The sequence below is a fragment of the Vibrio sp. nBUS_14 genome (genome assembly GCF_051201655.1).
In the GTDB taxonomy this organism is placed as follows: domain Bacteria; phylum Pseudomonadota; class Gammaproteobacteria; order Enterobacterales; family Vibrionaceae; genus Vibrio.
The window spans coordinates 471,625-495,319 of record NZ_CP179207.1 but is presented as its reverse complement, the minus strand read 5'-3'; the positions used below and the strand labels follow the sequence as shown (position 1 = coordinate 495,319).

The window sequence follows — 23,695 nt, the reverse complement described above, 5'->3', positions numbered from 1 at the left end:
TCACCTTCGCTATTGCAGCCTTCGTGCCACCTTTAAATTTGTTTAATTTCAATAGCTTATACAAAAAGCCAAATTGTTAAATTACTTTTGTGTCATTACTGTCCAACTCACAAGTCACCATTTGGGTCATTTGTGTCCCACCAATTTCGATGGTAAAAAAAGAGCCCGAAGGCTCTTTGGTTCACTGCTTTTTCTCTTATTATTCTTTGACTAAGTGCTCTTTAGACAAACGCTATAATTAGCGACGTAGCAGCGCGCTTTGAATAGCCTAAGCGTCGCTGTCCATGCAGTTAGCGTAGTAAGTTACCGTTGCAGGCCAGTCACTGAATACGCCCATTACACCGACATCTTGCGCTAGTACATCAAGCATTTTCATCATGTCGCCATCATTGTTGATGCCATCTTTCACGCTTTGGTAATACCAACCGCCGCCTTGAGCTAGTGGACCCGAACGCTCAAGTGTCCATGCAATAATCTCAAGATCAGCATCTTTTGCCAGTTTCGCGTAGTTAGACGCAACCAATTCGTTGTTCTCACCTAGCTCAACCAAAGCAAACAGAGGTGGTGCGATGATATTCACACCCGCATCGTGTAGCTCTTTCATGTTTTCAACAGACGCGACAAAGTCCGCTTGCTCGTAGACACGGTCGTCAAGATAAACCGCTTGCTTGCCGAACTTAGGCGTTTCATTAACCCAATACTTCACATCATCTAAGTTGAATGACTGCAAGTAAGCCTCCGAAGGCTCAAAGCCCGCCTCTTTCAGCTCATCCACCAGCTTCTGCGCGTACATCTCTTGGCTAAAACCATTGAAAGGCATTTCTACCGCCGCAGATTTCAGCTCAGGAGTCACCTTGACGCCGTGCTCTTTAAACAGTGCCGCACTTTCGGCGTGTGTCATCAATGTTCCACTTTGGCTGTAAAGATCGGTTCTCCAACCAAGTGTGCCATTCATGTACTCTTTAACAGTGGTTGCTTTTGGATTCGCACCATCCATTTTCCCTTTGAGAGTTTTAAACTCCGCTAGCGTGAAATCAGAGGTACGACACTCAACCTGAGCATCTTCGCCTGTCGCTGGGTTGGCTGGCGTGAACGGTGTTGAACACTTCTTAGCGAGATCTGGATGCGCCAAAACATCGGTTGTGGTGTGTAGATCACTTTGAGAGTGACGACATACCAACGCCTTGTCTTTGGTGAAAGTCACATCACACTCTACTACGCCCGCGCCCATTTGAATGGCCGCTAAGTAGGATTCCTTGGTGTGCTCAGGAAACTGCATCGCAGCTCCGCGATGTCCAATAGAAAAATCACTACGATGAAAAGGTCCTTCACTGCAACTCAACAGCTTTGTTTTCAAAGGGCTCTCATCCATATTGTTCACTAAAAAGAGGGGACGAGGACCTAAGTCGGCTGATTCTGCTGCGGCCCATGCCGTCATCGAGCTCACACCTAGTATCAGAGCAATCGAACCTTTCAGTATTTGCTTCATGTTTGTATCTCCTTGCAACAAGCAATTATTTTTCTAACTTCCTTTATTCGCTCATTCGGTGTTGGATAACCGGCATATAAATTTGGGCTCAACACCGAATAACCTCATGTGAACGTATGCCACAATGTAGTGGTTGCACGCTTTGTGCCAAATGTTAAAGCCCTTTTATTACAATTACTTGAAACGGTTACCCATTCGACTAAAAGTTAAATGGGTCATTATTGTCTTGTGCTTTTACTAAGCGAATGAATAAACCAGCTAGGCCTTGAAACTCTCTTTATCCAATTGATGTTTCTTCATTTTTCGATAAAGCGTTTTGCGTGGTAGGTTCAGCTTGCTTGAGGCCTCATTGATATTGCCTGCACTCTCTATCAACGCTTCGGTTAATACATTTCTCTCATACTGCTCCATCTGCTTTTCAAAGGCGAAATCTTCCCTAGTTGATTCACAAATCGGCGATTGGAGATCAAAGCCATCTCCCACAATACCGAGCACAAATCGATCAGCAACATTGCGTAATTCGCGCACGTTACCAGGCCATTCGTGTCGACATAGCTGCTGTATTTGTTCGGGATAAAGCGTTGATGGTCGTGTCTTGTATTTATGGCTCGCTTGAATCACAAAGTGACGGAACAACACCTGAATGTCCTCTTTGCGTTGACGCAATGCGGGAAGGTTTAAGCTCGCGATATTGAGGCGATAGAAGAAATCGGCTCTGAACTCACCCGTTTCACTCAAGCTAGCGAGATCAGCTTTGCTAGCGGCTACCACCACAATATCGACCGGGATTAACTCGTTACCACCAACGCGCTCGATCATTCTTTCTTGAATGACGCGCAGCAGTTTAATTTGCACGGCCATTGGCATGCTTTCTATTTCATCAAGAAACAGAGTACCGCCATTGGCTTGTTCTATTTTACCAATGCGTTTCTTGTTGGCACTGGTAAACGAACCCGCTTCATGACCAAACAACTCACTTTCGATAATGCTCTCTGTCATGCCGCCACAGTTGATCGCGACAAAGGGCTTCGCCTTACGACGGCTAAATTGATGCAACGCGCGAGCAATCACTTCTTTGCCCGTTCCTGTTTCGCCGTTGATGATGGTATCCACACCAGTATGAGACAGTGCGAGCACTTGCTTACGTATCGTATCCATCGCTTTTGATTGGCCAATAACCACCGTTTCAATCGGTAACTCAGTTTCCGCATCACCGTCTGTAGTCGCTGGGTAATTGTGCTGAGATTGTGCCAGCGCCAAGTCGAGTTTCTCTACCAACTCACTAGCATTAAGTGGTTTTTCTAAAAAGTCGAAAGCCCCTAGCTTCATTGCCTCTATCGCCATGGGAATATCGCCATGGCCACTCATCAACAATACGGGGATATTAGTAGCTCTATGCTGGATTGAACTCAGAAGCGTAAGCCCATCCACCTGTGGCATTCGTACATCACACAACACAACCGCTTGGCTGTTTGCTTTAAGCGATTTAAGACCAAGGTTAGGGTCGGTAAAGGCAGTGACGCTAAACCCTTCTAGCTCCAACATTTCACTCACGGCTTCAACGACATCGATTTCATCATCGATAAGAACTATGTGTTTTTCTGCAGTCATGAGGCTATGCCTTTTGGTAGAGTGACGATAAAAGTGGTACCTTGGTGTTCGACGGATTCCACGTGAATCGATCCGCCAAAGTCTTTTATGATGTTGTATGCGATAGACAAACCGAGTCCAAGCCCCTTGCCTGTAACCTTACGCGTATAAAATGGGTCGAACAGATGCGGAATGTCCTCTTCAGGTATCCCTAACCCGTTGTCCATCACCAAAATCTGAATGGTATTCGAATACTCTTGAGTAGAGATGCTGAGATCTGGTTTCTCTCTGTGTTCGATGGCATCCAGAGCATTGCTGATCAAATTCACCAGTACCTGTTCTAAGCGAATGCTGTTAGCTCGAACCATCTGGTTGCTTTGTGGTGAATACTGAATCGACACTGCGCTTTGTCGAGTTTCAAAGAGATCAATCGCGTCACGGACGACCTTATCCAATTCAACGTTATCAATCTTGCCATCGCTCTTACGCGAGAACGCTTTTAGGTGACGAGTTATCGCAGCCACTTTATCTAACAAGACCTCGATCTTTTTCAGGTTCTCTTCTGCCCTATCAGGCCTTTGCTTAGCTAACCATAATTGAGCACTTCGAACGTGACTGTTTACTGCGGTCAGCGGTTGATTGATCTCGTGCGTGATCCCGACACTTAATTGCCCAAGCGCAGCCAGTTTTCCGGCTTGGATTAACTCGTCTTGGGTCACTCGTAATTTGGCTTCTGCTAAGGTACGTTCTTCAACCTCGGCTTCTAATTTTCGATTGGTTTGCTTAACGACTTTGGCCGTGGTCTGGAATACCTTTAGGTACTTGGCCATTTGCGTCACTTCGTCTTTTCCCCGAATAGAAACCTCGGTATCTAAATGGCCGGTAGAAATCGCGAACATGTTGTCTTTGAGCTGTAAAAGCCGTTCTAAAATACTCTTACGCACGTAGAACCACGAAATGGCAGCGGCAGCCAACACACTAAATAGAGAAAGAAAAAGAGAGAGTTGCTGATTCGATTGTAAAGACAGCTGCGCTTGTTGAATCGATTGGTCAATATTGCTATTCACCTTGCTGGTGTTGCTTTCGATCTGCACGGTTAACTGATTCAAATGTTCGCGGCTATTTTGCAGGAAGTATTGCTCTTGATAAAGATGATCGAGCGCTTTGTTTTTGAGTCCATACAAGCTGCTATCACTTGAAGCAAGGTTATAAATCACCGTGAGTTGATGATCTAATTCAGGAAAATCACTTCTTAAATCACCACTGACCCAAAGTTTCCACCATACTTCACCTACTTGCTCTAGGCGGTAGCTGGTGTAATCGAGCTCATTAAAACTTGAGTCGTTATACAGCTTTTCTACCAAGCCTAATTGGTAATAAAGCAGAGATTTCAACTGAGTATATTGGATTTTATCTTTGGCTGGTTCAGGCAAACTATCGAGTGAATCACTGGCTTGTTGCAATAGAGGATAAAAGCCTTCGAGCAAATTACGAAGTTCTTGATTGAGTTGTTCTGACTCAATCTCACTTTGATACAACAGACTCAGACTATTATTAACTTGGGCAATAAGATCTTTAAAATAGGCGTGATAATCAGGGAATTGAACCATAACGCTATTCATCACTGAAATAGCCTCTTCAATTTTAAGCATCGCCTGCTTACGCTCTAAATTAGATTCAGCATCACTGAGTTGAGATGAAGTCGTGATAATCACACGCACCATATCATTGAGGCGTGCAGCGTTATCTAAGGCGGGGATTTCACTCTCTTTTAATTCAACGAGGCGTTGGTTTAGGTCGTCAAAAGTAAAGCTAGAAACAACCGAAAGGAAGATGGTGGTCATCGATAACATAGCCAATGCCAACACCAAGCGCAGTTCGATGCCTTTCCAACCAAACCACTTACGACGCGGGATTTTGATTGAAAACGGGCGTTCAAAGCTGTCTTTATTTTCTATCACTTCGGAGACATGACTACTCACTCGCTCCACCCTCTTCTCATCAATAATCCATAGGAATTGGTCAATGATTCAGACGGTTAGGGCTTATACCTTACTCAACCTCACATCAGATAGCTTTAGTAGAACTATTAAACGAAGAGTAATCATTAACATTTCACATAAAACACCATAACAATTATTTTATAAACCCTAGGTTGTCTGTTTTGCGATAATAGAAAGTGACCGCACCGACAGAAACGTGATTACTTTATCAATACGCACGTAAATTATATGAATAGCACTCTCCATCAAGCAGTCAAAACCTTCGATTATTTAATAAGTTAAGGTCTAGAGACCGAAAAAATCGCACAAGTTTTCACTCATACGATTTCATCTATGCCATATCCATCGATTAAACGTATTCAAAGAACTTCAAGAATAATCATCCCATCACGATAAGTCAGAGCAGGAAAAACATCTTGGCCAAGTAAGACTGGGCCATCGAGATCGACGATTTCAGATTGAACGGCAATTGGCAGAGCTGCACGCATCGCCAACGATGTACCGAGCATACAACCAGACATCAGAGTAAACCCGAGCCTTTGGGCTTCTTCTGCAAGTACCAATGCTTCAGTCAAACCGCCCGTTTTATCGAGTTTGATGTTAACCATTTCATACTTGCCCAACAGCGATGAGAGCTGTGAGGTAGTATGACAACTTTCATCGGCACACAGTGGTATCGGGTGTTTGATGTGCGCCAGTGACGCATCATGCTGCTGGGGTAAAGGCTGCTCGATCATCGCAACATCAAATTCTGCTAGTTGGTTGAACAACTCTTCGAGATTCAATCCTGTCCATGCTTCATTCGCATCCAATACAATTTGAACATCTGCCGCGGCTTCTCGTACCTCGCGAACACGTTCTATCACCTGCTCGCCATCAAGCTTCACTTTCAGAAGTTTCGCACCATTCGCGACATAGTCTCGAGCCTGAGTCGCCATGGCTTCTGGAGTACCAATCGAGACGGTCATTGCAGTCACGATTTGATTGGGTAACTCAAACAAGCTACTTGGAAAGGTCTGGTCGTTCTGCTGTGCTTCTAAATCCCAAAGCGCACAATCAACCGCATTTCGCGCTGCCCCTCCGGCCAATAAAGACTGGAGATGCTCTCTTAGCTCTGCCGGATCGGTAACGCCCCGTTCAAACATGGCTTCAAGTGCGCTAGAGGCGTGTTGGATTTGCGCTAACACAGACTCCGATGACTCGCCGTATCGTGGGTAAGGCGTGCATTCGCCTTGAGCTTGTTTGCCATTATGTTCAATGTAAACACGAACAACGTGACACTCAGTTCGACTGCCACGAGATATGCGAAAAGGCGTTTGCATCGCGATAGTAATGGGGTCTGCTGTAATCTTCATAATTTCACTCGGTTGATGTTCGCTATAACAAATGGAAACGTAGAAATGATGAAGTCGTTAAAGTGAATGTCGCAAATGATCAGTAATATGTTGTACACCAAAGCGCACCGGGTCCGTCACCGGCACTTGATAGAGTGTGGTCCATTCTTGGCACAATGTTTCAGCCTCTTCAATGCTAATCGCCGACGTGTTCAAGCAGATACCCACCAGCTTCGCGTCTGGATTGGTCAGTCGCGCCGCTTGCAAGTTGGCTTCAATCGTCTGTTCTATGCTTGGTAATTGAGCATGAGGAAGGTTACGAATATGTGGTCGCCCAACTTCATGACACAGCACTAAGGCATCAGCTTGTGCACCATGTAATAGACCCAAACTCACGCCTGCAAACGAAGGGTTGAACAAAGAACCTTGCCCTTCAATGATGTCCCACTCGTGGTCGGTAAAATCGGGGCTAATCGCTTCAACTGCGCCAGAAATAAAATCCGCAACTACAGCATCAATCGAAATTCCGCTGCCTTCAATCAAAATACCTGTCTGCCCTGTCGCTTTGAACTGAGCGGATGTACCTGACTCTTTAAGCGACTTTTCAATGGCTAATGCCGAGAACATTTTGCCTACCGAGCAATCTGTTCCGACAGTAAGCAGGCGCTTACCTTGACGAAGCTTTCCGTTACCAACATTAAGAACACCGTCAAAATGGCGTACATCATAAAGCTTAGTCAATCCTTGTTGCTGCATGTCAGCAAGCGGTGAAAATTCACTCAATCGTTGGTGCATGCCAGACGCAATCTCAAATCCCATTTCTGCAGCGGCCATAATGGTTGACTGCCAAGACTCAGGAATTACACCACCCGGATTTGCGGTGCCAATCACTAGAGTCTTCGCACCATGCGTTTGTGCGTCTTGCAGGGTCATGTCCGTTAAGCCCAATGAAACAGTATCACCCGTTAAACGCAGTTGACCTAGGCAGATTTCTGGTCGCCATTGGTGAATGCCACGAGCTGTTTTTGCAGCGAGTGGGTCAGTAACATCCCCAAGAAAAAGAAGGTAAGGTTGAACGATTGACATGAGCATTCCTAATTAATAAGTCCTTGTGTGGATTTACTTTAATTAAGAACTTCGCAGGTGCCGAATGCCTATTTATGGCGAGCCTATAACCTTAAGTTATAGGGTGAGTATGGATCTTCAATGAAGCGATAAATTGCTTAACGGAAATCGACTGAGGGGTGTGCTCTGCGCAAAGCATCGATACCGACAATTGGATGTCTGGCTGAAGAGGCAACACACAGACCGCATCGTCATTTTGGTACTGCTCTGCCGTCCACGGATCAACAATCGCAAAACCTGCTTGGTGCTTGACCAGTTCCGCCGCCGCGCTATACCCACGTACAGATATCGGATGGTGGTAATGCTCATCACACGCAATAAGGCTTTGATGTAACAGGAGGCCTAGTGGATCGCGGCTATCAAGCCCGATGATTGGCAGCGGATAACGGATCAAATCATCTAGAGTCAATTCTGTAGGTAAATGATCAACCGTATTGAAAGGAGCCAAAACCTTAAGTGATTCGGTTAATAGCGTTTCACTTAATATCGCAGGCGGTGCTTCATCGCCGAACGCGATAGCAATATCAAGCTCATGCTTTAATAGCCCAGCACACAGTTCGTCACGGTTGGCGGTTAGTAATTCAAAAGAGAGTTCTTGCTCGCGAGACATTTGGGCGATCACCGGAGTCAGTAATTTAGTCGCCAGAATCGGTGGCGCGCCAATGCGTAAATGCTGATGTCCTTGTTTGACTTTGTTGGTCAAAGCACGAAATTGCCCCAGTTGCTGATAGACCTTTTCCGCTTCTGGCAGCAAGGTTTTCGCTTCAACGGTTGGCACCAATCGACCTTTCACACGCTCGAACAATCCAAACCCAAGCTGCTGCTCGGTATGCGCCAAAATACGGGTCACATTAGGTTGCGACACATGCAGATTGCGCGCAGCCCCAGATACAGTTCCGCTCTGCATAATGGCGTAAAAGACTTCCAGTTGTCTTAGATTCAAATTGATGTCCTTATGGTTAACAAAACAAGTGTAGAACTTGGCTTCTCTTGTATTGGCTAATCTGTCTGTTTAACTAGCTGTCTGCATGAGTTTATTTTAACAGTTCTATTATCTGTGGCTGAAAAACCTCAGCCCAAACTTGGTAAGCCTTGGCATTCAAATGCAGATCATCACATGAGTATTCATTCGACAGGCGCTTGTTAGGGGATAAGACTGAATTCACATCTAAGAACGTAATGCCTTGCTGAGTGCAGTACTCGCTTATTTTGCTATTGAGCAGTTCCACTGAAGGGTTTAAGCCGAGCAATTTAGAGCCAACATAAAGCGTTGATTGCACCAAAATTCGAATATCGTTTTCTTGCCACACTTTAAGTATATCAACGTAGTTCTGGTAGATATGGTCAACATCGTAACCTTGCGCTAAATCGTTTATCCCAGCCATAAAGCACACTAGCTTTGGCTTAACGTTCAACGTGGTATCAATGCGGCGCAACATACCTGTGGTGGTATCGCCTGCTAAGCCACGATTGACCATAGATATATCACGGAAAATATCCGCCCACGGAGCCCACTCGGTGATCGAATCACCAAACATGACTAAGTCTGCATTTGGAGAGAAATGGCGATGATTGTCCGATGTCATGATGTAGCGACTCATACTGTGACCTCGCTGTTGAATCTCAGACTGAATAGCGACCGCTTTGAGGATCTCGTCATTCGGTGTGGTGCTATCGAATTGGAAAGTACACCTTCGATATGCGGTCTTAATAGGCTGAGTTAGGTTTTGAGGTAATGTTGTTCTTTCAAATCAACGAGCTTCTCTAACAAAACATAAAGAGAACGATTTTGTCCGTATTGCTGGAACAATTTGTACAGTTCGAAGACAGGAGCCTCTTGCAGCGCAGCAATCAATTGCTTGTCATCCATGCGTTGCCTACCCTTCAGTTTTCTTTCTATTGGAATGATAGTATCTGATTCAAAGATTGGTAGGTAGAGAAAAAGGCAAGTAGACAACGCTTGGGTCAGCTTCATAGCTTCTTCTGCCATGTTACTGTTACTTTCTGCGCAAATACCAAGATGGTTAATCTCTGAAACTTAAATTCAGAACATCTCCCCTCAAACATCACGTCCATATATTAACGTTTTTTGTCCAAATGTCATTATAAGGATTCCCCAGGTCGTACGTAGAATGATACTTATTCTGTAGAACCCTTCTAAAGGGAATAACAGGACATATTTAGAAAGATACAGTTTAAATAGAGGTATTTAAAAACAAAAAATGAATAAGATTATAGAAAAGATATCTATCCCATTGGCCGTTGTCCTACTTATGTTCCCGCAAATAGTAGAGACAATGTATAGCCCAGCTCTTACTTCTGTGAAGAACCATTTTGGAGTCAGCAGTAGCGAAGCCGCACAAGCCATGTCCATTTTTTTCATCGCCTTTGCGTTTGGCGTTGTGTTCTGGGGCAGAATGTGTGACGTATTGGGAAGAAGAATCTCAACATTATTAGGCTTAAGTGTATTCATTATTGCAGCTATATTCACCATGCTATCACCGACTTTTGACCTGTTGTTAATGGGCTTCGGTTGCTGTGCTTTTGGCGCCGCGGTTGGGTCGGTCTGTACTCAAACTATTATTCGTGATGGATATCAAGGCAAAGAGTTAAGTCATGTATTTTCTATCGTAGGCACATCAATAGGCATAAGCCCTGTTGTCGGAATGCTAACAGGCAGTTGGTTAACATCAACCGGTGGCTACAAATGGGTATTCTGTGCAATGGTCGTTTTCGTGGCCGCATTATTGATTTGGTCTTTATTTAAACTTCCAGAGACTAAACCTGTAAACACGAAACGAGATAGCTTAATTTCTGTTGCTATGAAAATGCTTACTGACCCACATATTTGGTACGTAACTTTAATGGTTGGATTATTTAATATCGCTCTATTTTCTTATTACAGTATTGCACCATTTATGTTTGAAAAATTAGGCGCTAGCGTAAGCTTCTTTGGAAATACAGGCTTTATTCTAGCCATAGGATCTGTTCTGGGCTCTGTTATCAACATGAAGCTAATACGTATGCACTTAAGCCACGATAAAATCGTAACGTTCGCGTCTTGGGTATTATTAATTGCTGGCTTGGGCGTATTTATAATGCAGGATTCAGTTTGGTTCTTTATCCCTATGGTATTTGTTTCTTTATCATTTGGGCTTGCGTTACCAAACTTATTGAGTGGAGCACTAACCCACTACCGCGATCACTTAGGCAGTGCAGGCGCACTACTCGGCCTGTTTTATTACTTAATTATCGGCTTCGGCCTCCATAAAGCGGCGGAGTTTGGGGATTTAGCGGTAACGCTATTAGGATGTGCGATCGCTTCTATCGTACTTGTCATTATGCATACACTGCACAACGTGAAACGTCGATAACGCTTACCTTAAAATAAAAAACCACCTTAACCAGGTGGTTTTTTATTGATGATATACGACTCATTTAATATTCAAGGAAATTAAAATGACGGCTCTATTTTATATAACTCTATTTTCCACAGCTATATTCATTGCCTTTGTCGTAATCAAATACCTCATAAACCTGCTTACTTTCGACTTCAATGATATTGAGTTTTAAACATGATAAACAGGTTACATTTAACAATGATATCTGAGTTATGACTTTTCTTTTATTAGCAAGTGATTGCGGTTATCACGGCTTTTCTTAATCAGCTCGTTGCTTTCGTCCATTTCATCAGACTTTGCAAGGCGATCGTAAAGCAGCACATTCACTGTCGCAGCCAAATTCATGCAACCAACTGTTGGTACGTACACAACGTGATCCGCTCTATCAGCTACATCTTGAGAAATGGAACCGTCTTCTGGGCCAAAAATATAGATAGCGTTTTTCGGGTGTTTAAAACGTGGCAGTGGCGTAGCACCTTCCGCAAGTTCCACACAAACAATCTTGGTTTCAGGATCAAGTTTATCTAGAAATGACTCAACGCCCGTCAGTGGAATAGTGCGCGCAGCACTCTTGGTGTCGGTATGGAATTTAGCCGCTTTTTCATAGCGCTGCCCTGTATATTTGACGGTATCGACTTGATAACAGCCAGCAGCACGCATAACTGCACCCACGTTTGTCGGGCTCTTAGGGTTAGTTAAACCAATAGTCACATGGCTTTTGTTCATGAATATTTCTCACTTAACGGATAAACATAGCAGGGTGCTGCAAAGCATCGCATTCTAACAAAGCAGTGTAGAATTCAAAAGCATCGAAATAAAATAACCGCTTTATCTCCCTCACCTTAGTTGGAACACATGTCACATCAAATATTTAACCGCCATCATATTTGTAAAACAAAATCACTCTAGGGTAACAATTAATCAATAAGCCCATTTACAAATAGCAACCACATTCATATTGTATTTAGAAATTGCACAAGACAATCGAACAGGAAGTATGACATGACCCTAACCATCAAAAACCGCCTTTATATTCTCTCTTTCATTCCTTTACTACTAATGGTAATCGGGATGATGAGCGTAACGTATATGAAGAGCGTAGAGCTGACCGCGCAACAAGTAGAATCGACGCGTAACAACATGATGGCCATGAAAGAAAAGGAACTCAAAGCGTATATACAAATGGCCCAATCTGCCATCAGTCCTTTCTTAGAAAGAGGGGCGACACTAGAAGAAGCTCTACCAACCTTGAAAACACTCGAGTATGGCGAATCTGGCTATATCTTTGGTTACGACTCGAAAGGTGTGAGAGTCGTCGCCGGGAGAAATACTGATGGTATCGGCAAAAATTACTACGACTTACAAGACAAAAGAGGCAATTACCTTATTCAAGATCTTATCAGTAATTCAAAACTTGGCGAATTCACCACTTACTACTTTCCGAAACTTGGTCAGTCTGAAGCACTACCGAAACTCAGCTACTCGATATTCATTACACAGTGGGATTTAATGCTTGGTACTGGTTTTTATACTGACGACATCGATGCGGTTATCGCCGAGATGAAAGAGAGCTCAAACGCTGCACTGCAAAACTCACTGACCGCGATAGCTCTTTTCTGTGGTTTGATCGCCCTAGTAGTTGCGGTGTTCGCCGTTGCTGTCAACCGTACTATTATGAAGCCGCTAGAACAGTTTGACCATTCAATTAGCGCCTTTGCTAGCGGTGAGGCCGACCTAACGGCTAGAATGGAAACCTTTAATGCCCCTGAATTCACCCAACTCAGCGAGAACTTCAATGCGTTTGTTACCAGCCTGCAAACCATCATCCGCAACGTCAGCGAAGTTGGTCAACAAGTGGTATCTGAAACAAGCAGCATGTCTTCTCGCGCCGCGCAGGTCGACGAAATTGCCACAGGTCAGCGTGAAGAAACAGAACAAGTTGCAACGGCGATGACGGAGATGACCACAACGGCGCAAGAGATCTCAAGCAACGCAAGCCAAGCGGCCGATTCGGCGAAATTAGCAGAAAACAACGCCAAAGAAGCGCAACAGATAGTCAACGCAGCTGCCGATTCGGTTGCAGCGTTGGCAAGTGAAGTATCCGAAGCGAATACAGTCGTATCGCGTTTGGAAGGCGATGTTCAAAACATCTCGTCTTCACTGGCCGTTATTCAAGATATTGCCGAACAGACCAACCTTTTGGCATTGAATGCCGCGATCGAGGCAGCGCGTGCTGGTGAACAAGGTCGTGGATTCGCTGTGGTAGCGGATGAGGTTCGTAAGCTGGCAAGTCGTACTCAAGAAAGTACAGGTGACATTCACAAAATGATTCAGCAGCTAAAAGCCGCTTCAGATGCCGCAGTAAAAGCCATGGATTCGAGCCAAAATCGAAGTGCTCAAACTGTGGAAGAAGCCAATGCCGCAGCCGCAGCACTCGCGAAGATCCAAGCATCGATTGATACCATCATGGACATGAACTCGCTTATTGCCACAGCGACGGAACAACAAAACATTGTCGGCCAAGAGATATCTCAACGTATTGTGGTGATTTCAGATCAAAGCTCACAATCGGCATCATTGGCGAATCAAAACCGTACGGGTAGCCAAAACCTAAACACTCGCGCCAATGAGCTATACCATTTGGTGGATCGCTTCACGGTCTAATACATTTTGGGTCTAGTAAATAACAAGTAAACGCGACAAAACGTTTATAGCTTTTGAATCAAATGAAATAGGGCTTCAGAATCATCCTTCTGAAGCCCTATTTTTTTATCGAAGAGTGTTTAAATGAAAGGAATAGCGCTAAGTAGAACTAAACTCCAACTCCAGCCTTAACGCAATCTTGATTCAATGGGCAATGTTCACACTTGGGTTTTGGGTTACAAAATTGCTGACCATGATCGACGAGTAAGCCATGATAATGGCCGTACCTTTTTATATCTTGAGGGATTACGCTTTCCATTAAAGTTCGAAATTTCTCATACGATTTAGGCACATCCAACCCGTTGCGAGTGAAAATCCTTCTCGCGTACGCATCAATTACAAAAGACGGCTTACCTATTGCTTATACCAGAATCGCGTCAGCGGTTTCGCCACCAATTCCTTTGACTTCCAATAACTCTTTACGCCGTTGATCCTTATCCTGAGCACGAACTACAGACATATCGTATTGGTATTTCAAAAACCACGCAGTCACGGCCTTCAACTTAATGACTTTCTGATTGTAGTAGCCACTAGAACGAATCTTTTGGGCAAGATCATCAAGAGCCATCTCTGCGACTGACCTTAGATTACACTTGTCGCCTAAATTGGTGAGTGCTTTCTCTGCGTTCTTCCAGTTGGCACTCTGAACCAGAATAGCGCCTAGAATGATTTCGTAAGGGTCATTCCTTTGCCACCAATCAAAATAACCGCAGTGCTGCTCAAGTGTATCGAATACTTTGAGTATCAAGTCGTTTGGACGGATTACATTACGAAGGCTTACCGTCATAGAACTAATCCAGTTGCTCAGATAGAAAATCGACTAATAAGCGAACCTTTGAAGACAAGTTACGGTTCTGCGGATAGAGTGCCCAGATCCCTTCTTTATCATCTCGGTAATCGGATAGCACCTCAACTAACTCCCCCGAATCAAGATCTTCGCTCACGTAATACTCAGGCAATTGAACCAAACCAATACTCTGCTTCGCAGCATCCAACAAAGCTAAACCACTATTACATTTGATGCGCCCATTCACGCGAACCGCGCGAGGACGGCCATTTTCTTTGAAACGCCAATGCTCAAAACCACCCACCAAACATGGGTGATGGCTCAATTCAGAAAGCGTATGTGGTTCACCATAACGTTCAATATATTCAGGGCTGGCACATACGTAGAGTTGTCGTTGAGAAAGCTTCTTTGCCACAAGGCTTGAATCATCTAGGCGACCAAGACGAATCGCCACATCAACACCAGAATCGATAAGATCAAGTTTTTGATTGGTCAGCATCAGCTCAAGTTCTACTTGTGGGTGAAGCTTTAAAAACTGATGGAGTATCGGTGCGAGTTGACGCTCGCCATAGGTCACGGGAGCCGTCACTTTCAACAAACCTTTAGGTGTGGATTGCATCTGCGTTACAGCTAGCTCAGCAATTTCTAAACCTTCTACCAACAACTTACATTGCTGAAAATAAAGTTGCCCGGCTTCTGTTAGAGAAACCTTACGAGTCGTTCGATTGAGTAGTTTCACTGCTAGGCGCTCTTCGAGGTTTGCCACCCTACGACTGATTTGAGCCACTGATGTAGAAAGCTTTTGTGCAGCAACAGTAAAGCTTTCACGCTCTGCCACTGCAACAAACTCACTTACCCCTTCCCAATTGGCCATACTTTTACCTTATGCTGAACGATGGTTACCCATACAGTGTATTGAAGTTACAAATCACTGTCACCTTGCTTGGCGTGCTCTGCGCACAAATTTTTACGAGCGACAATAAGACAAAATAATTCCTACCAACGGCTGACATTGCTCATTTTTGCTTACTGAAGACTAACAATATTGTAGTTTCCCCTAACACTCATCATACCACTTCACTGATATGTTAGTTGTGTACCGACAAACCGGTACTTCAACAAAGTAAGGTAATCCTATGAAGAAATTAATCATACTTGCATCAACTCTTGTACTCAGCACAACAGCATTTGCAGCAACCAAAACAACGATTCAAGAAACAACGCTAAAATCTGATACATTTGTTACTGAAGCGGAAGCATACGATGCAGGAACAAACCTTATGGATGAGCTAAGCGCAAAGACACCTTTTGAGCTTTCTAGAGAACTGCCACAGTTCCAACAAACAACAAAATACGATTCGTTCAAGATCGATGACGCGAATATGGAAGTGAAAAAAATCACTAACATGAGTGGCGATATCCATTACCAAGCCAACGTAAAAGTTGACTACCGTTACACATACAAAGACGATCGTAGCAGCTAACACCGAATGATTGATCAGTTCTAAAAACCGATCACGCATCCAAAAAGAAAGCCCGTACTCATGAGTACGGGCTTTTTTGTTCATGATAGAAACGAAGATACTTACGCATCTGAATACGAAAGTTATTATCAAACTAAACGTATCCAAAAATGTCGCCAATATCTTTAACTTCCAAATGAAAACCAAATTGCCGACTGCTCCAGATACCGTGCCCACATTATTTTTGTACTTATTTACTGCTTAGGTGCGCTATTACTGGAGAAGTGCGAGAAATAGCACCATAATGTACGGCTCAAAAGTAAATAGGTATAAACATGAAAATTTGTGGCGTTGAAATCAAAGGTAATGATGCAATCATTTGTCTACTTTCTCTTTCTGATGGCGTATTTAACATTCCTGATTGTCGCGTTTCAAAAGTCGCTATTGGCGATGCAAACGACACGCAAAACATGAAAGATTTTCAATTCTCTTTCGCAAAACTGATGGAAGATTACCAAGTAGATAAAGTGGTAATTCGTCAGCGCCAAACTAAAGGCAAATTTGCTGGCGGTGGCTTCGGTTTCAAACTAGAAGCAGCAATTCAATTGATCGATGGCCTAGACGTAACAGTTGTGTCACCAGCTGACATCAAAGAAAGCCTTAAGCGCAACCCTCTTATGATGAAGTTCAAAGAGACTGGCCTTAAGCAATACCAAGAAGCACCGTTTACAACGGCATACGCTTGTTTGATGCAACGTTAATCGCCAAGTATTAGCGAAAGATTTAGAGAAAATAGCCTGAATATTCAGGCTATTTTTTGTTTCTATCACTCGCTTTAAACTCAGTTTGTTTTATTAAACATGCTTACCGCTCTAACGCTGTTCGCCTGCGAGCCTTAATCCATTCCGGCTTTTTCACTACCAGATAAACCGCAGTGGCTGATAACGCGAAGCCCATTGCACCATAGATATCAAACGATTCACCGAAGATAAGCCACGCTTGAATTGCGGTCGTCGGTGGAACGAGATAAAACACCGATGCGACACTTGAAGATGCGCCATGTGCTACCATGTACAGCAACAACAGTATTGCGATACAAGACAACACAACCACCAGCCAAATCAGCGTTAACGTAAATTCTAGCGTCCAGTTCACCTGCATGGTTTCGTAACGCATTGCAAAAGGCAGAAACAGCGCAGCTGAAGCCAAGTATTGCACCATCGCGCCACCCACCATATCAGTACCCTGACAAAAACGTTTCTGGTACAAAGTGCCGCAGGTAATACCGACCAGTGACACTAAACATAGTAATGTCGCCATGCCTTTTTGATCGTCCGATTGCCATTGAATATTGCCCATCAACACTAGGCTAATACCCGCAAAACCGAGCGCTAAGCCCAGCCATTGCGCGAAGTTAAAACGTTGCGAGGTACAGCTGACCATGATTAGCGCAGTAAGAATTGGTTGTAGACCCACCAATAGCGAACTTAACCCCGCAGGCATCCCCCAATTGATCGCCAAATAAGTACCACCAAGGTAAAAACCGTGAATCAATATGCCGACTACACAAGCATGGAAGAATGCTCGGCCACGAGGAATACGACGCTTAAGGATTGCAATCAAAACCAAGAACAGCACCACGTTCGCCACCATCCTGAGTGAAAGTAACGTCGCGGGTTCGGCGTATTCCACACCAAGACGTGCGCCAACAAAGCCTGACGACCACAATATTACAAACACAAACGGAATCATTTTAATCAGCATTACAAACCTCTGGTCAACTCTTCATCAATGCTGTTACCTTAGTTGGGTACAGATAACTAATAAAGATACAGATATAACACTTTAAATGGTTACAGATTAAGTGTGAGCAACGAGGGAGAATAACGTGGAAGCAAAACTCATCGGTAATAAATATCTCGCCACCGAACAGCATATTATAGCTCAGATTGATAAAGGACTTTTTCATCCAGACGATCGCCTTCCCTCGATCCGTCAGTTAAGTGAACAGCTTGGCGTGAGCAAAAACACTGTGATTCGCGCCTATCAAGAATTGGAAGCAACGGGTTGGGTGTACTCGGTTCCCAAATCGGGTTATCGCGTCAAAGCCCCGAACACCACAAGTTGGGATGTTCCCAGCCAACCTCAAAAAGTTGACCTCTTATCTGTCACCAAATCGGTACTCTCTCGTCCTAAAGGTCATATGAAGTTACTTGCCGGCTCTGCTCACCCGAACATCAACAACCCTGCCATTCGAAGCTTATACGCCGAGATCGGCCGCCATAGCCGTTTACAAACTCAGTTGCCCGGTTATTACCAATTGCCTCCCGGCGACGAGCAATTAGTAAAGCAATTGTTAAAGATCACCCATGATCTAGGTGTGCCTGCGGGATCGAAAGAAATTGCGATTACTCACGGAGCTCAACAGGCGATCAGTTTGGCTTTACGTGCACTAACCAAACCGGGTGACATCGTGGCGGTAGAGTCACCGTGTTACTTCGGCAATTTACTATTACTTGAATCACTTGGCTTACAAGCCCTTGAAATACCGAGCAGTGTTAGCCATGGAATCGACATTCCTTCGCTGCAAAGTGCACTGAATAAATGGGAAGTAAAGACGCTGCTACTGACACCAAACTTTACCAACCCGACAGGCTCAAGAATTCCCTTAACTAATCGAAAAGCGCTGTTGGAAATAACCGGATCTTTGCCGATTATCGAAGACGATGTGTTCGGTAGCTTGGCGTTTGACGCACCAATTGCTAGCTTAAAAGAACTTGATAACCAAGATCGCGTGATCTACGTTAATTCGCTATCTAAGACCTTAGATTCCCGCCTGCGTGTCGGTTGGTTACTTTCAGGTCGTTATCAACCCTTGGTCGAAAAGTATCTACTGTGTGACAACATGGGCAGTTCCAACCTCATGCAATCCGCAGTCGGGCAGTTTCTCACGACAGGCAAATACCGCAGTCATTTATCCAAGATGAAACGGCTCTATCAAACCAATCAAAAACAGTTTCAAAGCCTTTTAATACAAGCACTGGATAGCTACCCGCACCTTGTTGGGCGCTACCACTTATCAAAGCCGGAAGGCTCATTTATCAACTGGATAACGCTCCCAGAATCAGTCGACAGTTATGCGGTCTATCAAGATTGCTTAAAACATAAACTGGGGATCTTACCCGGCACCGTATTTGGTACACACGACCAATTCAAACATTGCCTGCGATTCACTGTGGCTAACATTGAAGAAAGTAAAGATTGGAAAGAAGGGATAGTGACGTTGGCTAAGTTGATCGCGAAACATGCACGCTAGATATTTCCAGCATTCGACTAATATTCTCAACCCAGAGTTAATAGCTTTTACCTTACTAACATATTAAACATTAGAGATTCGCTACACTCCAGCTTTTCTATGCTTGGCAGAATTAAACGTGGCAACAATAAAAGATGTAGCAGCACTTGCAGGGGTTTCAACAGCAACGGTTTCTCGTGTATTAAACCGTACCTACTATATTGAGCCGATAACGCTAGAACGTGCAGTCAAAGAGCTTAATTGCCACAAAGATGCCCGCGCAACCGCCTTGGCAAGCAGAAGCAGCAACACGCTTGGGCTATTGACGGGTAACCTTGCGGCTCCATTTTTTGCGCTGGTCGCAAAGAGTGTCGAGGAAGTCGCGAGAACAAACGGATATCAACTGGTTGTAGTAAGTGGCGGACACAATGCTTAGCGAGAAAAAGAAGGCCTCGACTTTCTTATCAGCCAAGGTTGTGAAGCAGTGGTCATTCATTCAAAGATGCTCGATAACACCACATTACTGCGTTACTCCGCTCAATTACCTGCAAGTTTGCCACACAACCGTAAGCTCTTCAGCATCAAAAGGCGAGTCGCTAAAAAGCTGATGAAGCTCTCTGTAGGCTTTCAGAGTATTTGGAGATTCAGCTAGCACACCAAACAACCCCGGTACTCTTCCCATCTGTTTTTTGTACACTCAAGAATGAGTTTGCTTTGTTCTGGTGCTGATTCTACTGAGTGAATTTTGAAATTGCTCATGGCTCTATTCCTATCAATTCTGATTCTAAATTCATTAAATCAATCACGGAGAAATTAATGACTGTTCTCCGTTGGTGTGAAAACAATACAAACCAACCAACCAACCAACCAACCAACCAACCAACCAACCAACCAACCAACCAACCAACCAACCAACCAGAACGATCGTTTAAAAAAGCAAAGGCACAAGTCAAACTGGCTTACTCACTCCTCAATATATTCCGACATGTGTATATCAAACAAAACTAGACTGACTTTAGGACGAGCTATTGATTAACCATAAATGATGCTTTGTCTTCATATTACTTCCACGTTCAGATGGAATTTTAGACATCTAGACACTTACCTTCCCTTATGGAAGGGTTCTACTATATAATGCGCGCCTTATTTTTATATTTGCCCAAAAAACGATCTCATTGAGACACATATTAATAGTGGCGAATATTGGTTCTTTATTATGCTTTATCTTTCAGTATTCGAGGTTATCTATGAACTTTTCAGCTAAAACAGTCGTCGTTATCGCTATTGGCGCGGCACTGTACGGCATTGGTGGTTTGCCTATGTTTGGTGTCCCAGTGTTCGCTAACACGACATTAAAGCCAGCAATGGCAGTTCTAGCACTGTTTTCTGTTCTGTTCGGCCCGATTGTTGGCTTCCTAGTTGGCTTTATTGGCCACTGGGTAACGGACTTGTTCGCAGGTTGGGGCGTATGGTTAACTTGGGTGTTAGGCTCGGGCATCGTAGGTATGATTATTGGTCTGTTCCCGATGGTAACCAAAAACCGTCTTCAACAAGGCGAACTGCCAATGAAAGACTTTGCATTGTTCGTTGTACTTGCCCTTATTGGTAATGTTGTCGGATATGGCTGTTCTGCATTCTTAGATACTATTCTTTACGCAGAACCGTTCACGAAAGTCTTCACTCAACTGTCTATTATCGCTGCGGGTAACACTGTTCTGATCGCTGTTGTGGGTTTCCTGATCCTTAAATCAGTCGCTAAACGCAATAAGCAAAGCCGCAACCTAACTGAGGCATAAGCGATAATGACTATAGCATTTTCGAACTTCTCTTTTAGATATGAGTCGCTGGATAAATCGACGCTAAAAAATATCAATCTAAGGATAGAGAAAGGAGAGAAAATCGTCATTATTGGACCGAGTGGTAGTGGTAAATCGACTCTAGGTCAGTGTCTCAATGGTCTGATACCTCATGCCATTAAAGGTGAAGTCACCGGCGCTTTAGAGATCAACGGCAACAGCATTTCTGAGTTTTCGATGCACGACTATACCGAACAAGTCGGCACGGTATTACAAGATACTGATAGCCAATTTGTGGGGTTAAGTATCGGCGAAGATATCGCGTTCGCATTAGAAAACCAGTTGATGTCAAACATTGATATGTACCCGTTAGTTAAGTCGACCGCAAAAATGGTCGACCTAGCGGATATGCTTGAACGCTCTCCACACGACCTTTCAGGCGGCCAGAAACAACGAGTTTCGTTAGCCGGTATTCTAGTCGACGATGTCGATATCTTGCTGTTTGATGAGCCTCTAGCGAGCCTTGACCCTAACACAAGCAAGGCCACAATTGAGATCATCGACCAACTGCATAAAGAAACCAACAAAACTATCGTGATTATCGAGCATCGCCTTGAGGATGTCCTGCATCGCGATATTGATCGTGTGATCTTAATGGAACGTGGTGAAATCGTCGCGGACATGACACCCGATGAAATCTTAGCTTCTGAACTACTTGATAAACACGGTATTCGTGAACCTCTTTATCTGTCTGCGCTTAAAGCAGCGAAAGCACCTCTGACTAGCGAAGATAAGCTTTCAAACCTCAAAGCTTTGGATTACAAAAGATTCCGCCCTTCAGTACAAGGTTGGTTTGCTGAACGCCCTGAACCGCTAGCAGAGAAGCAGTACACGCCTTTACTCGAAGTACATGGCCTGACTTATTCTTACGACGGCGAAAAGAATGCGCTTGAAGATGTCAGCTTCAAGATTGGCAAGGGTGAGTTTGTTTCAATCTTAGGTAAAAACGGCTCGGGTAAGTCCACCATCACCAAGATTGTTATGGGTGTGATTGATGCCGATTCAGGCTCTTCGTATCTTAATGGCGAAGACCTATCTGAGCTTTCCATCTTCGAAAGAAGCCAGAAAGTCGGCGTGGTAATGCAGAACCCAAATCATATGATCTCGCATCATATAATTTTCGACGAGATTGCGTTTGGCCTTCGTAACCGTGGCGTTGCAGAAGATCAGATAAAAGAGAAAGTTGAGAACGTTCTTGAGCTATGTGGGCTGAACAAGTTCCGCCACTGGCCCATCGAAGCTTTAAGCTACGGTCAGAAAAAACGTGTGACGATTGCCTCTATCTTAGTATTGGAACCTGAACTTCTTATCTTAGACGAACCTACGGCAGGTCAAGATTACCGTAACTACACATCCATGCTGGCGTTTATTCAAAAGCTCAATCGCGATTTAGGTATTACCGTTGTGATTATTTCACACGACATGCATCTCGTTCTAGAGTACACCACACGTTCAATCGTGATTGCAGACAGTAAGCTGATTGCCAATGCAGCGATGACGGAAGTATTCAGTCAACCATCACTATTAGAACGCGCAAATCTTTGTACCACCAGCATTTATGAACTCGCGACTATGATGAAAATCGACGACACCAATGCATTTATGCAGTACTTCATCGACTACGAGAGAAGCACTCAATGAATGCATCTAAAGTAAAATTCGGCATCAATTACATTGACACAAAATCGCCACTGCATGCTCTTAATGGCATAACAAAATTTGCACTATTTTTAGCTTGGGTAACCGTTGTCCTTACAACCTTCGATCTCAGGCTCATCGTTGTTTTGATCCTGACTGGCTTATATCTATTAAAGCTGACTCAAGTTCCCGTGCGTGTTTACAAGCCGCTATTGATTGGTACGGCAAGTGTTCTGAGCCTAAATGCCTTATTTATGTATTTACTGGCTCCACAACAAGGTCCTGAACTCATCGGTAGCGAAACTCTGATGTTGACGCTTCCTGGCAACTATTCATTGAGCCAAGAGACACTGTTTTACTTAGTGACTGTCACGCTCAAGTACATGAGTATGTTCCCGATAGCGCTGATTTTTGTCTTCACAACGCATCCAACTGAGTTTGCAGCAAGCCTGAACCGTATCGGCGTTCCATACAAGATTGCGTATGCGGTAAGCTTAACATTGCGTTATTTGCCTGAAGTTAAAAAAGACTTCATCAATATCATGCATGCTCAACAGGCTCGCGGCGTCGAACTTTCAAAGAAAGCGCCACTTATCACTCGCATCAAAAACGTGGCCAAAGTGTTAGGCCCATTGATTTTCTCGAGCTTAGACAGAGCAGATGAGATTTCAAATGCGATGACACTGCGCGGTTTTGGACGGCACAAAGCACGCACTTGGTACAGCTATGCACCTCTAAAACGTATCGATTGTATTTGTTTATTTATCATCGGTTTAATCGTGATATTGGCTATCGCAAAACGCATTCTTGAACCAGTGTTGTTTTGGTATCCATTTTAGTATCAATTTAAACAAATAGATAAAATGACACACTGCTCAATAGGGCGGTGTGTCATTTTACCCATTCACTTTTGAATACAACTTAACCGAACAAACCGTAACCATCGTATTTTGGTAATGAACTGACCATTTCCTCACATCTTTGGGTTTGAGTTCTAATTTAGAAACTCTT

General features: G+C 44.0%; 18 protein-coding genes and 4 pseudogenes. 10 read left to right on the top strand and 12 right to left on the bottom strand.

The genetic code is table 11. From position 1 onward, the window contains the following. Window positions 1-268: 268 nt before the first annotated feature. The 7 genes and pseudogenes from ACMAZD_RS19795 to ACMAZD_RS19765 form a co-directional block, all read right to left on the bottom strand. Entirely contained in the window at window positions 269-1,489 is a 1,221-nt protein-coding gene (locus ACMAZD_RS19795) for a glycerophosphodiester phosphodiesterase family protein (RefSeq protein WP_435250283.1), read from the bottom strand. A gap of 258 nt (window positions 1,490-1,747) precedes the next feature. Further along, on the bottom strand, window positions 1,748-3,100 hold the full coding sequence (locus ACMAZD_RS19790; protein ID WP_435250282.1) for a sigma-54-dependent transcriptional regulator: 1,353 nt from the start codon (window positions 3,098-3,100) through the stop codon (window positions 1,748-1,750). Next, window positions 3,097-5,070, bottom strand: a complete 1,974-nt coding sequence (locus ACMAZD_RS19785) for a sensor histidine kinase (RefSeq protein ID WP_435250281.1) — start codon at window positions 5,068-5,070, stop codon at window positions 3,097-3,099. The genes ACMAZD_RS19790 and ACMAZD_RS19785 overlap by 4 nt, the downstream gene beginning before the upstream one ends. A gap of 371 nt (window positions 5,071-5,441) precedes the next feature. After that, window positions 5,442-6,437 (bottom strand): N-acetyl-D-Glu racemase DgcA, encoded by a 996-nt coding sequence (gene dgcA, locus ACMAZD_RS19780; RefSeq protein WP_435250280.1) that lies wholly within the window; start codon window positions 6,435-6,437, stop codon window positions 5,442-5,444. Between the two features lie 57 nt (window positions 6,438-6,494). After that, on the bottom strand, window positions 6,495-7,502 hold the full coding sequence (dgcN, locus tag ACMAZD_RS19775; protein WP_435250279.1) for an N-acetyltransferase DgcN: 1,008 nt from the start codon (window positions 7,500-7,502) through the stop codon (window positions 6,495-6,497). A gap of 91 nt (window positions 7,503-7,593) precedes the next feature. Continuing rightward, window positions 7,594-8,484, bottom strand: a complete 891-nt coding sequence (locus ACMAZD_RS19770; RefSeq protein ID WP_435250278.1) for a LysR family transcriptional regulator — start codon at window positions 8,482-8,484, stop codon at window positions 7,594-7,596. 91 nt (window positions 8,485-8,575) lie between these two features. Beyond that, window positions 8,576-9,411 (bottom strand): annotated as a pseudogene (locus ACMAZD_RS19765) (SGNH/GDSL hydrolase family protein). 352 nt (window positions 9,412-9,763) lie between these two features. Here ACMAZD_RS19765 and ACMAZD_RS19760 point away from each other — a divergent pair. Continuing rightward, on the top strand, window positions 9,764-10,915 hold the full coding sequence (locus ACMAZD_RS19760) for a multidrug effflux MFS transporter (protein WP_435250277.1): 1,152 nt from the start codon (window positions 9,764-9,766) through the stop codon (window positions 10,913-10,915). Window positions 10,916-11,152: 237 nt separating this feature from the next. Here ACMAZD_RS19760 and ACMAZD_RS19755 read toward each other — a convergent pair whose 3' ends face one another. Then, complete coding sequence (locus ACMAZD_RS19755; RefSeq protein ID WP_435250276.1) at window positions 11,153-11,668, bottom strand: RNA methyltransferase; 516 nt, start codon at window positions 11,666-11,668, stop codon at window positions 11,153-11,155. Window positions 11,669-11,944: 276 nt separating this feature from the next. Between ACMAZD_RS19755 and ACMAZD_RS19750 the strand changes: the two genes are divergently transcribed. Continuing rightward, window positions 11,945-13,606, top strand: a complete 1,662-nt coding sequence (locus tag ACMAZD_RS19750) for a methyl-accepting chemotaxis protein (protein WP_435250275.1) — start codon at window positions 11,945-11,947, stop codon at window positions 13,604-13,606. A 148-nt stretch (window positions 13,607-13,754) separates the two neighbouring features. Here ACMAZD_RS19750 and ACMAZD_RS19745 read toward each other — a convergent pair. Both ACMAZD_RS19745 and ACMAZD_RS19740 read right to left on the bottom strand, forming a co-directional pair. Beyond that, window positions 13,755-14,432 (bottom strand): annotated as a pseudogene (locus tag ACMAZD_RS19745) (endonuclease III domain-containing protein). Between the two features lie 4 nt (window positions 14,433-14,436). After that, window positions 14,437-15,306: a LysR family transcriptional regulator gene (locus ACMAZD_RS19740; RefSeq protein ID WP_435250274.1), complete on the bottom strand. Its 870-nt coding sequence runs from the start codon at window positions 15,304-15,306 to the stop codon at window positions 14,437-14,439. Between the two features lie 262 nt (window positions 15,307-15,568). Here ACMAZD_RS19740 and ACMAZD_RS19735 point away from each other — a divergent pair, with 262 nt between their 5' ends. Further along, the gene (locus ACMAZD_RS19735) at window positions 15,569-15,916 is read left to right on the top strand and encodes a DUF3316 domain-containing protein (RefSeq protein WP_435250273.1); all 348 of its coding nucleotides are present in this window, start codon (window positions 15,569-15,571) and stop codon (window positions 15,914-15,916) included. A 314-nt stretch (window positions 15,917-16,230) separates the two neighbouring features. Continuing rightward, window positions 16,231-16,656, top strand: coding sequence for a DUF3010 family protein (locus ACMAZD_RS19730; RefSeq protein WP_017088295.1), 426 nt, complete (start codon window positions 16,231-16,233; stop codon window positions 16,654-16,656). A 103-nt stretch (window positions 16,657-16,759) separates the two neighbouring features. Here the strand turns inward: ACMAZD_RS19730 and ACMAZD_RS19725 are convergent, their stop codons facing one another. Then, window positions 16,760-17,659, bottom strand: coding sequence for a DMT family transporter (locus tag ACMAZD_RS19725; RefSeq protein ID WP_435250272.1), 900 nt, complete (start codon window positions 17,657-17,659; stop codon window positions 16,760-16,762). Window positions 17,660-17,783: 124 nt separating this feature from the next. On the opposite strand from ACMAZD_RS19725, the gene ACMAZD_RS19720 reads away from it, so the two are divergent. Together ACMAZD_RS19720 and ACMAZD_RS19715 are read left to right on the top strand one after the other, a co-directional pair. Beyond that, window positions 17,784-19,211, top strand: a complete 1,428-nt coding sequence (locus ACMAZD_RS19720; protein ID WP_435250271.1) for a PLP-dependent aminotransferase family protein — start codon at window positions 17,784-17,786, stop codon at window positions 19,209-19,211. Window positions 19,212-19,329: 118 nt separating this feature from the next. Further along, a pseudogene (locus ACMAZD_RS19715) lies at window positions 19,330-19,782 on the top strand (LacI family DNA-binding transcriptional regulator); the annotation flags it as partial. On the opposite strand, the pseudogene ACMAZD_RS19710 reads toward ACMAZD_RS19715, so the two are convergent. After that, window positions 19,741-19,949 (bottom strand): annotated as a pseudogene (locus tag ACMAZD_RS19710) (carboxymuconolactone decarboxylase family protein); the annotation flags it as partial. The pseudogenes ACMAZD_RS19715 and ACMAZD_RS19710 sit on opposite strands and share 42 nt — an antisense overlap. A gap of 57 nt (window positions 19,950-20,006) precedes the next feature. Between ACMAZD_RS19710 and ACMAZD_RS19705 the strand changes: the two are divergent. From ACMAZD_RS19705 to ACMAZD_RS19690, 4 genes are all read left to right on the top strand, one after another. Continuing rightward, window positions 20,007-20,198, top strand: coding sequence for a PT domain-containing protein (locus ACMAZD_RS19705; RefSeq protein ID WP_435250270.1), 192 nt, complete (start codon window positions 20,007-20,009; stop codon window positions 20,196-20,198). Between the two features lie 239 nt (window positions 20,199-20,437). Further along, on the top strand, window positions 20,438-20,986 hold the full coding sequence (locus tag ACMAZD_RS19700) for an ECF-type riboflavin transporter substrate-binding protein (protein ID WP_435250269.1): 549 nt from the start codon (window positions 20,438-20,440) through the stop codon (window positions 20,984-20,986). Window positions 20,987-20,992: 6 nt separating this feature from the next. Continuing rightward, a complete protein-coding gene (locus tag ACMAZD_RS19695) occupies window positions 20,993-22,687 on the top strand; it encodes an ABC transporter ATP-binding protein (RefSeq protein ID WP_435250268.1) in 1,695 nt (564 codons plus the stop codon). After that, window positions 22,684-23,523, top strand: coding sequence for an energy-coupling factor transporter transmembrane component T family protein (locus tag ACMAZD_RS19690; protein ID WP_435250267.1), 840 nt, complete (start codon window positions 22,684-22,686; stop codon window positions 23,521-23,523). Before ACMAZD_RS19695 ends, ACMAZD_RS19690 begins: the two co-directional genes overlap by 4 nt. Window positions 23,524-23,695 lie beyond the last annotated feature (172 nt).

Excerpts from the sequence above, each read along its gene's own strand:
- ACMAZD_RS19795 (WP_435250283.1), bottom strand. The coding sequence starts at position 1,489 with ATGAAGCAAATACTGAAAGGTTCGATTGCTCTGATACTAGGTGTGAGC.
- ACMAZD_RS19790 (WP_435250282.1), bottom strand. The coding sequence starts at position 3,100 with ATGACTGCAGAAAAACACATAGTTCTTATCGATGATGAAATCGATGTC.
- dgcA (WP_435250280.1), bottom strand. The coding sequence starts at position 6,437 with ATGAAGATTACAGCAGACCCCATTACTATCGCGATGCAAACGCCTTTT.
- dgcN (WP_435250279.1), bottom strand. The coding sequence starts at position 7,502 with ATGTCAATCGTTCAACCTTACCTTCTTTTTCTTGGGGATGTTACTGAC.
- ACMAZD_RS19760 (WP_435250277.1), top strand. The coding sequence starts at position 9,764 with ATGAATAAGATTATAGAAAAGATATCTATCCCATTGGCCGTTGTCCTA.
- ACMAZD_RS19755 (WP_435250276.1), bottom strand. The coding sequence starts at position 11,668 with ATGAACAAAAGCCATGTGACTATTGGTTTAACTAACCCTAAGAGCCCG.
- ACMAZD_RS19750 (WP_435250275.1), top strand. The coding sequence starts at position 11,945 with ATGACCCTAACCATCAAAAACCGCCTTTATATTCTCTCTTTCATTCCT.
- ACMAZD_RS19740 (WP_435250274.1), bottom strand. The coding sequence starts at position 15,306 with ATGGCCAATTGGGAAGGGGTAAGTGAGTTTGTTGCAGTGGCAGAGCGT.
- ACMAZD_RS19735 (WP_435250273.1), top strand. The coding sequence starts at position 15,569 with ATGAAGAAATTAATCATACTTGCATCAACTCTTGTACTCAGCACAACA.
- ACMAZD_RS19730 (WP_017088295.1), top strand. The coding sequence starts at position 16,231 with ATGAAAATTTGTGGCGTTGAAATCAAAGGTAATGATGCAATCATTTGT.
- ACMAZD_RS19725 (WP_435250272.1), bottom strand. The coding sequence starts at position 17,659 with ATGCTGATTAAAATGATTCCGTTTGTGTTTGTAATATTGTGGTCGTCA.
- ACMAZD_RS19705 (WP_435250270.1), top strand. The coding sequence starts at position 20,007 with ATGACTGTTCTCCGTTGGTGTGAAAACAATACAAACCAACCAACCAAC.
- ACMAZD_RS19700 (WP_435250269.1), top strand. The coding sequence starts at position 20,438 with ATGAACTTTTCAGCTAAAACAGTCGTCGTTATCGCTATTGGCGCGGCA.
- ACMAZD_RS19695 (WP_435250268.1), top strand. The coding sequence starts at position 20,993 with ATGACTATAGCATTTTCGAACTTCTCTTTTAGATATGAGTCGCTGGAT.
- ACMAZD_RS19690 (WP_435250267.1), top strand. The coding sequence starts at position 22,684 with ATGAATGCATCTAAAGTAAAATTCGGCATCAATTACATTGACACAAAA.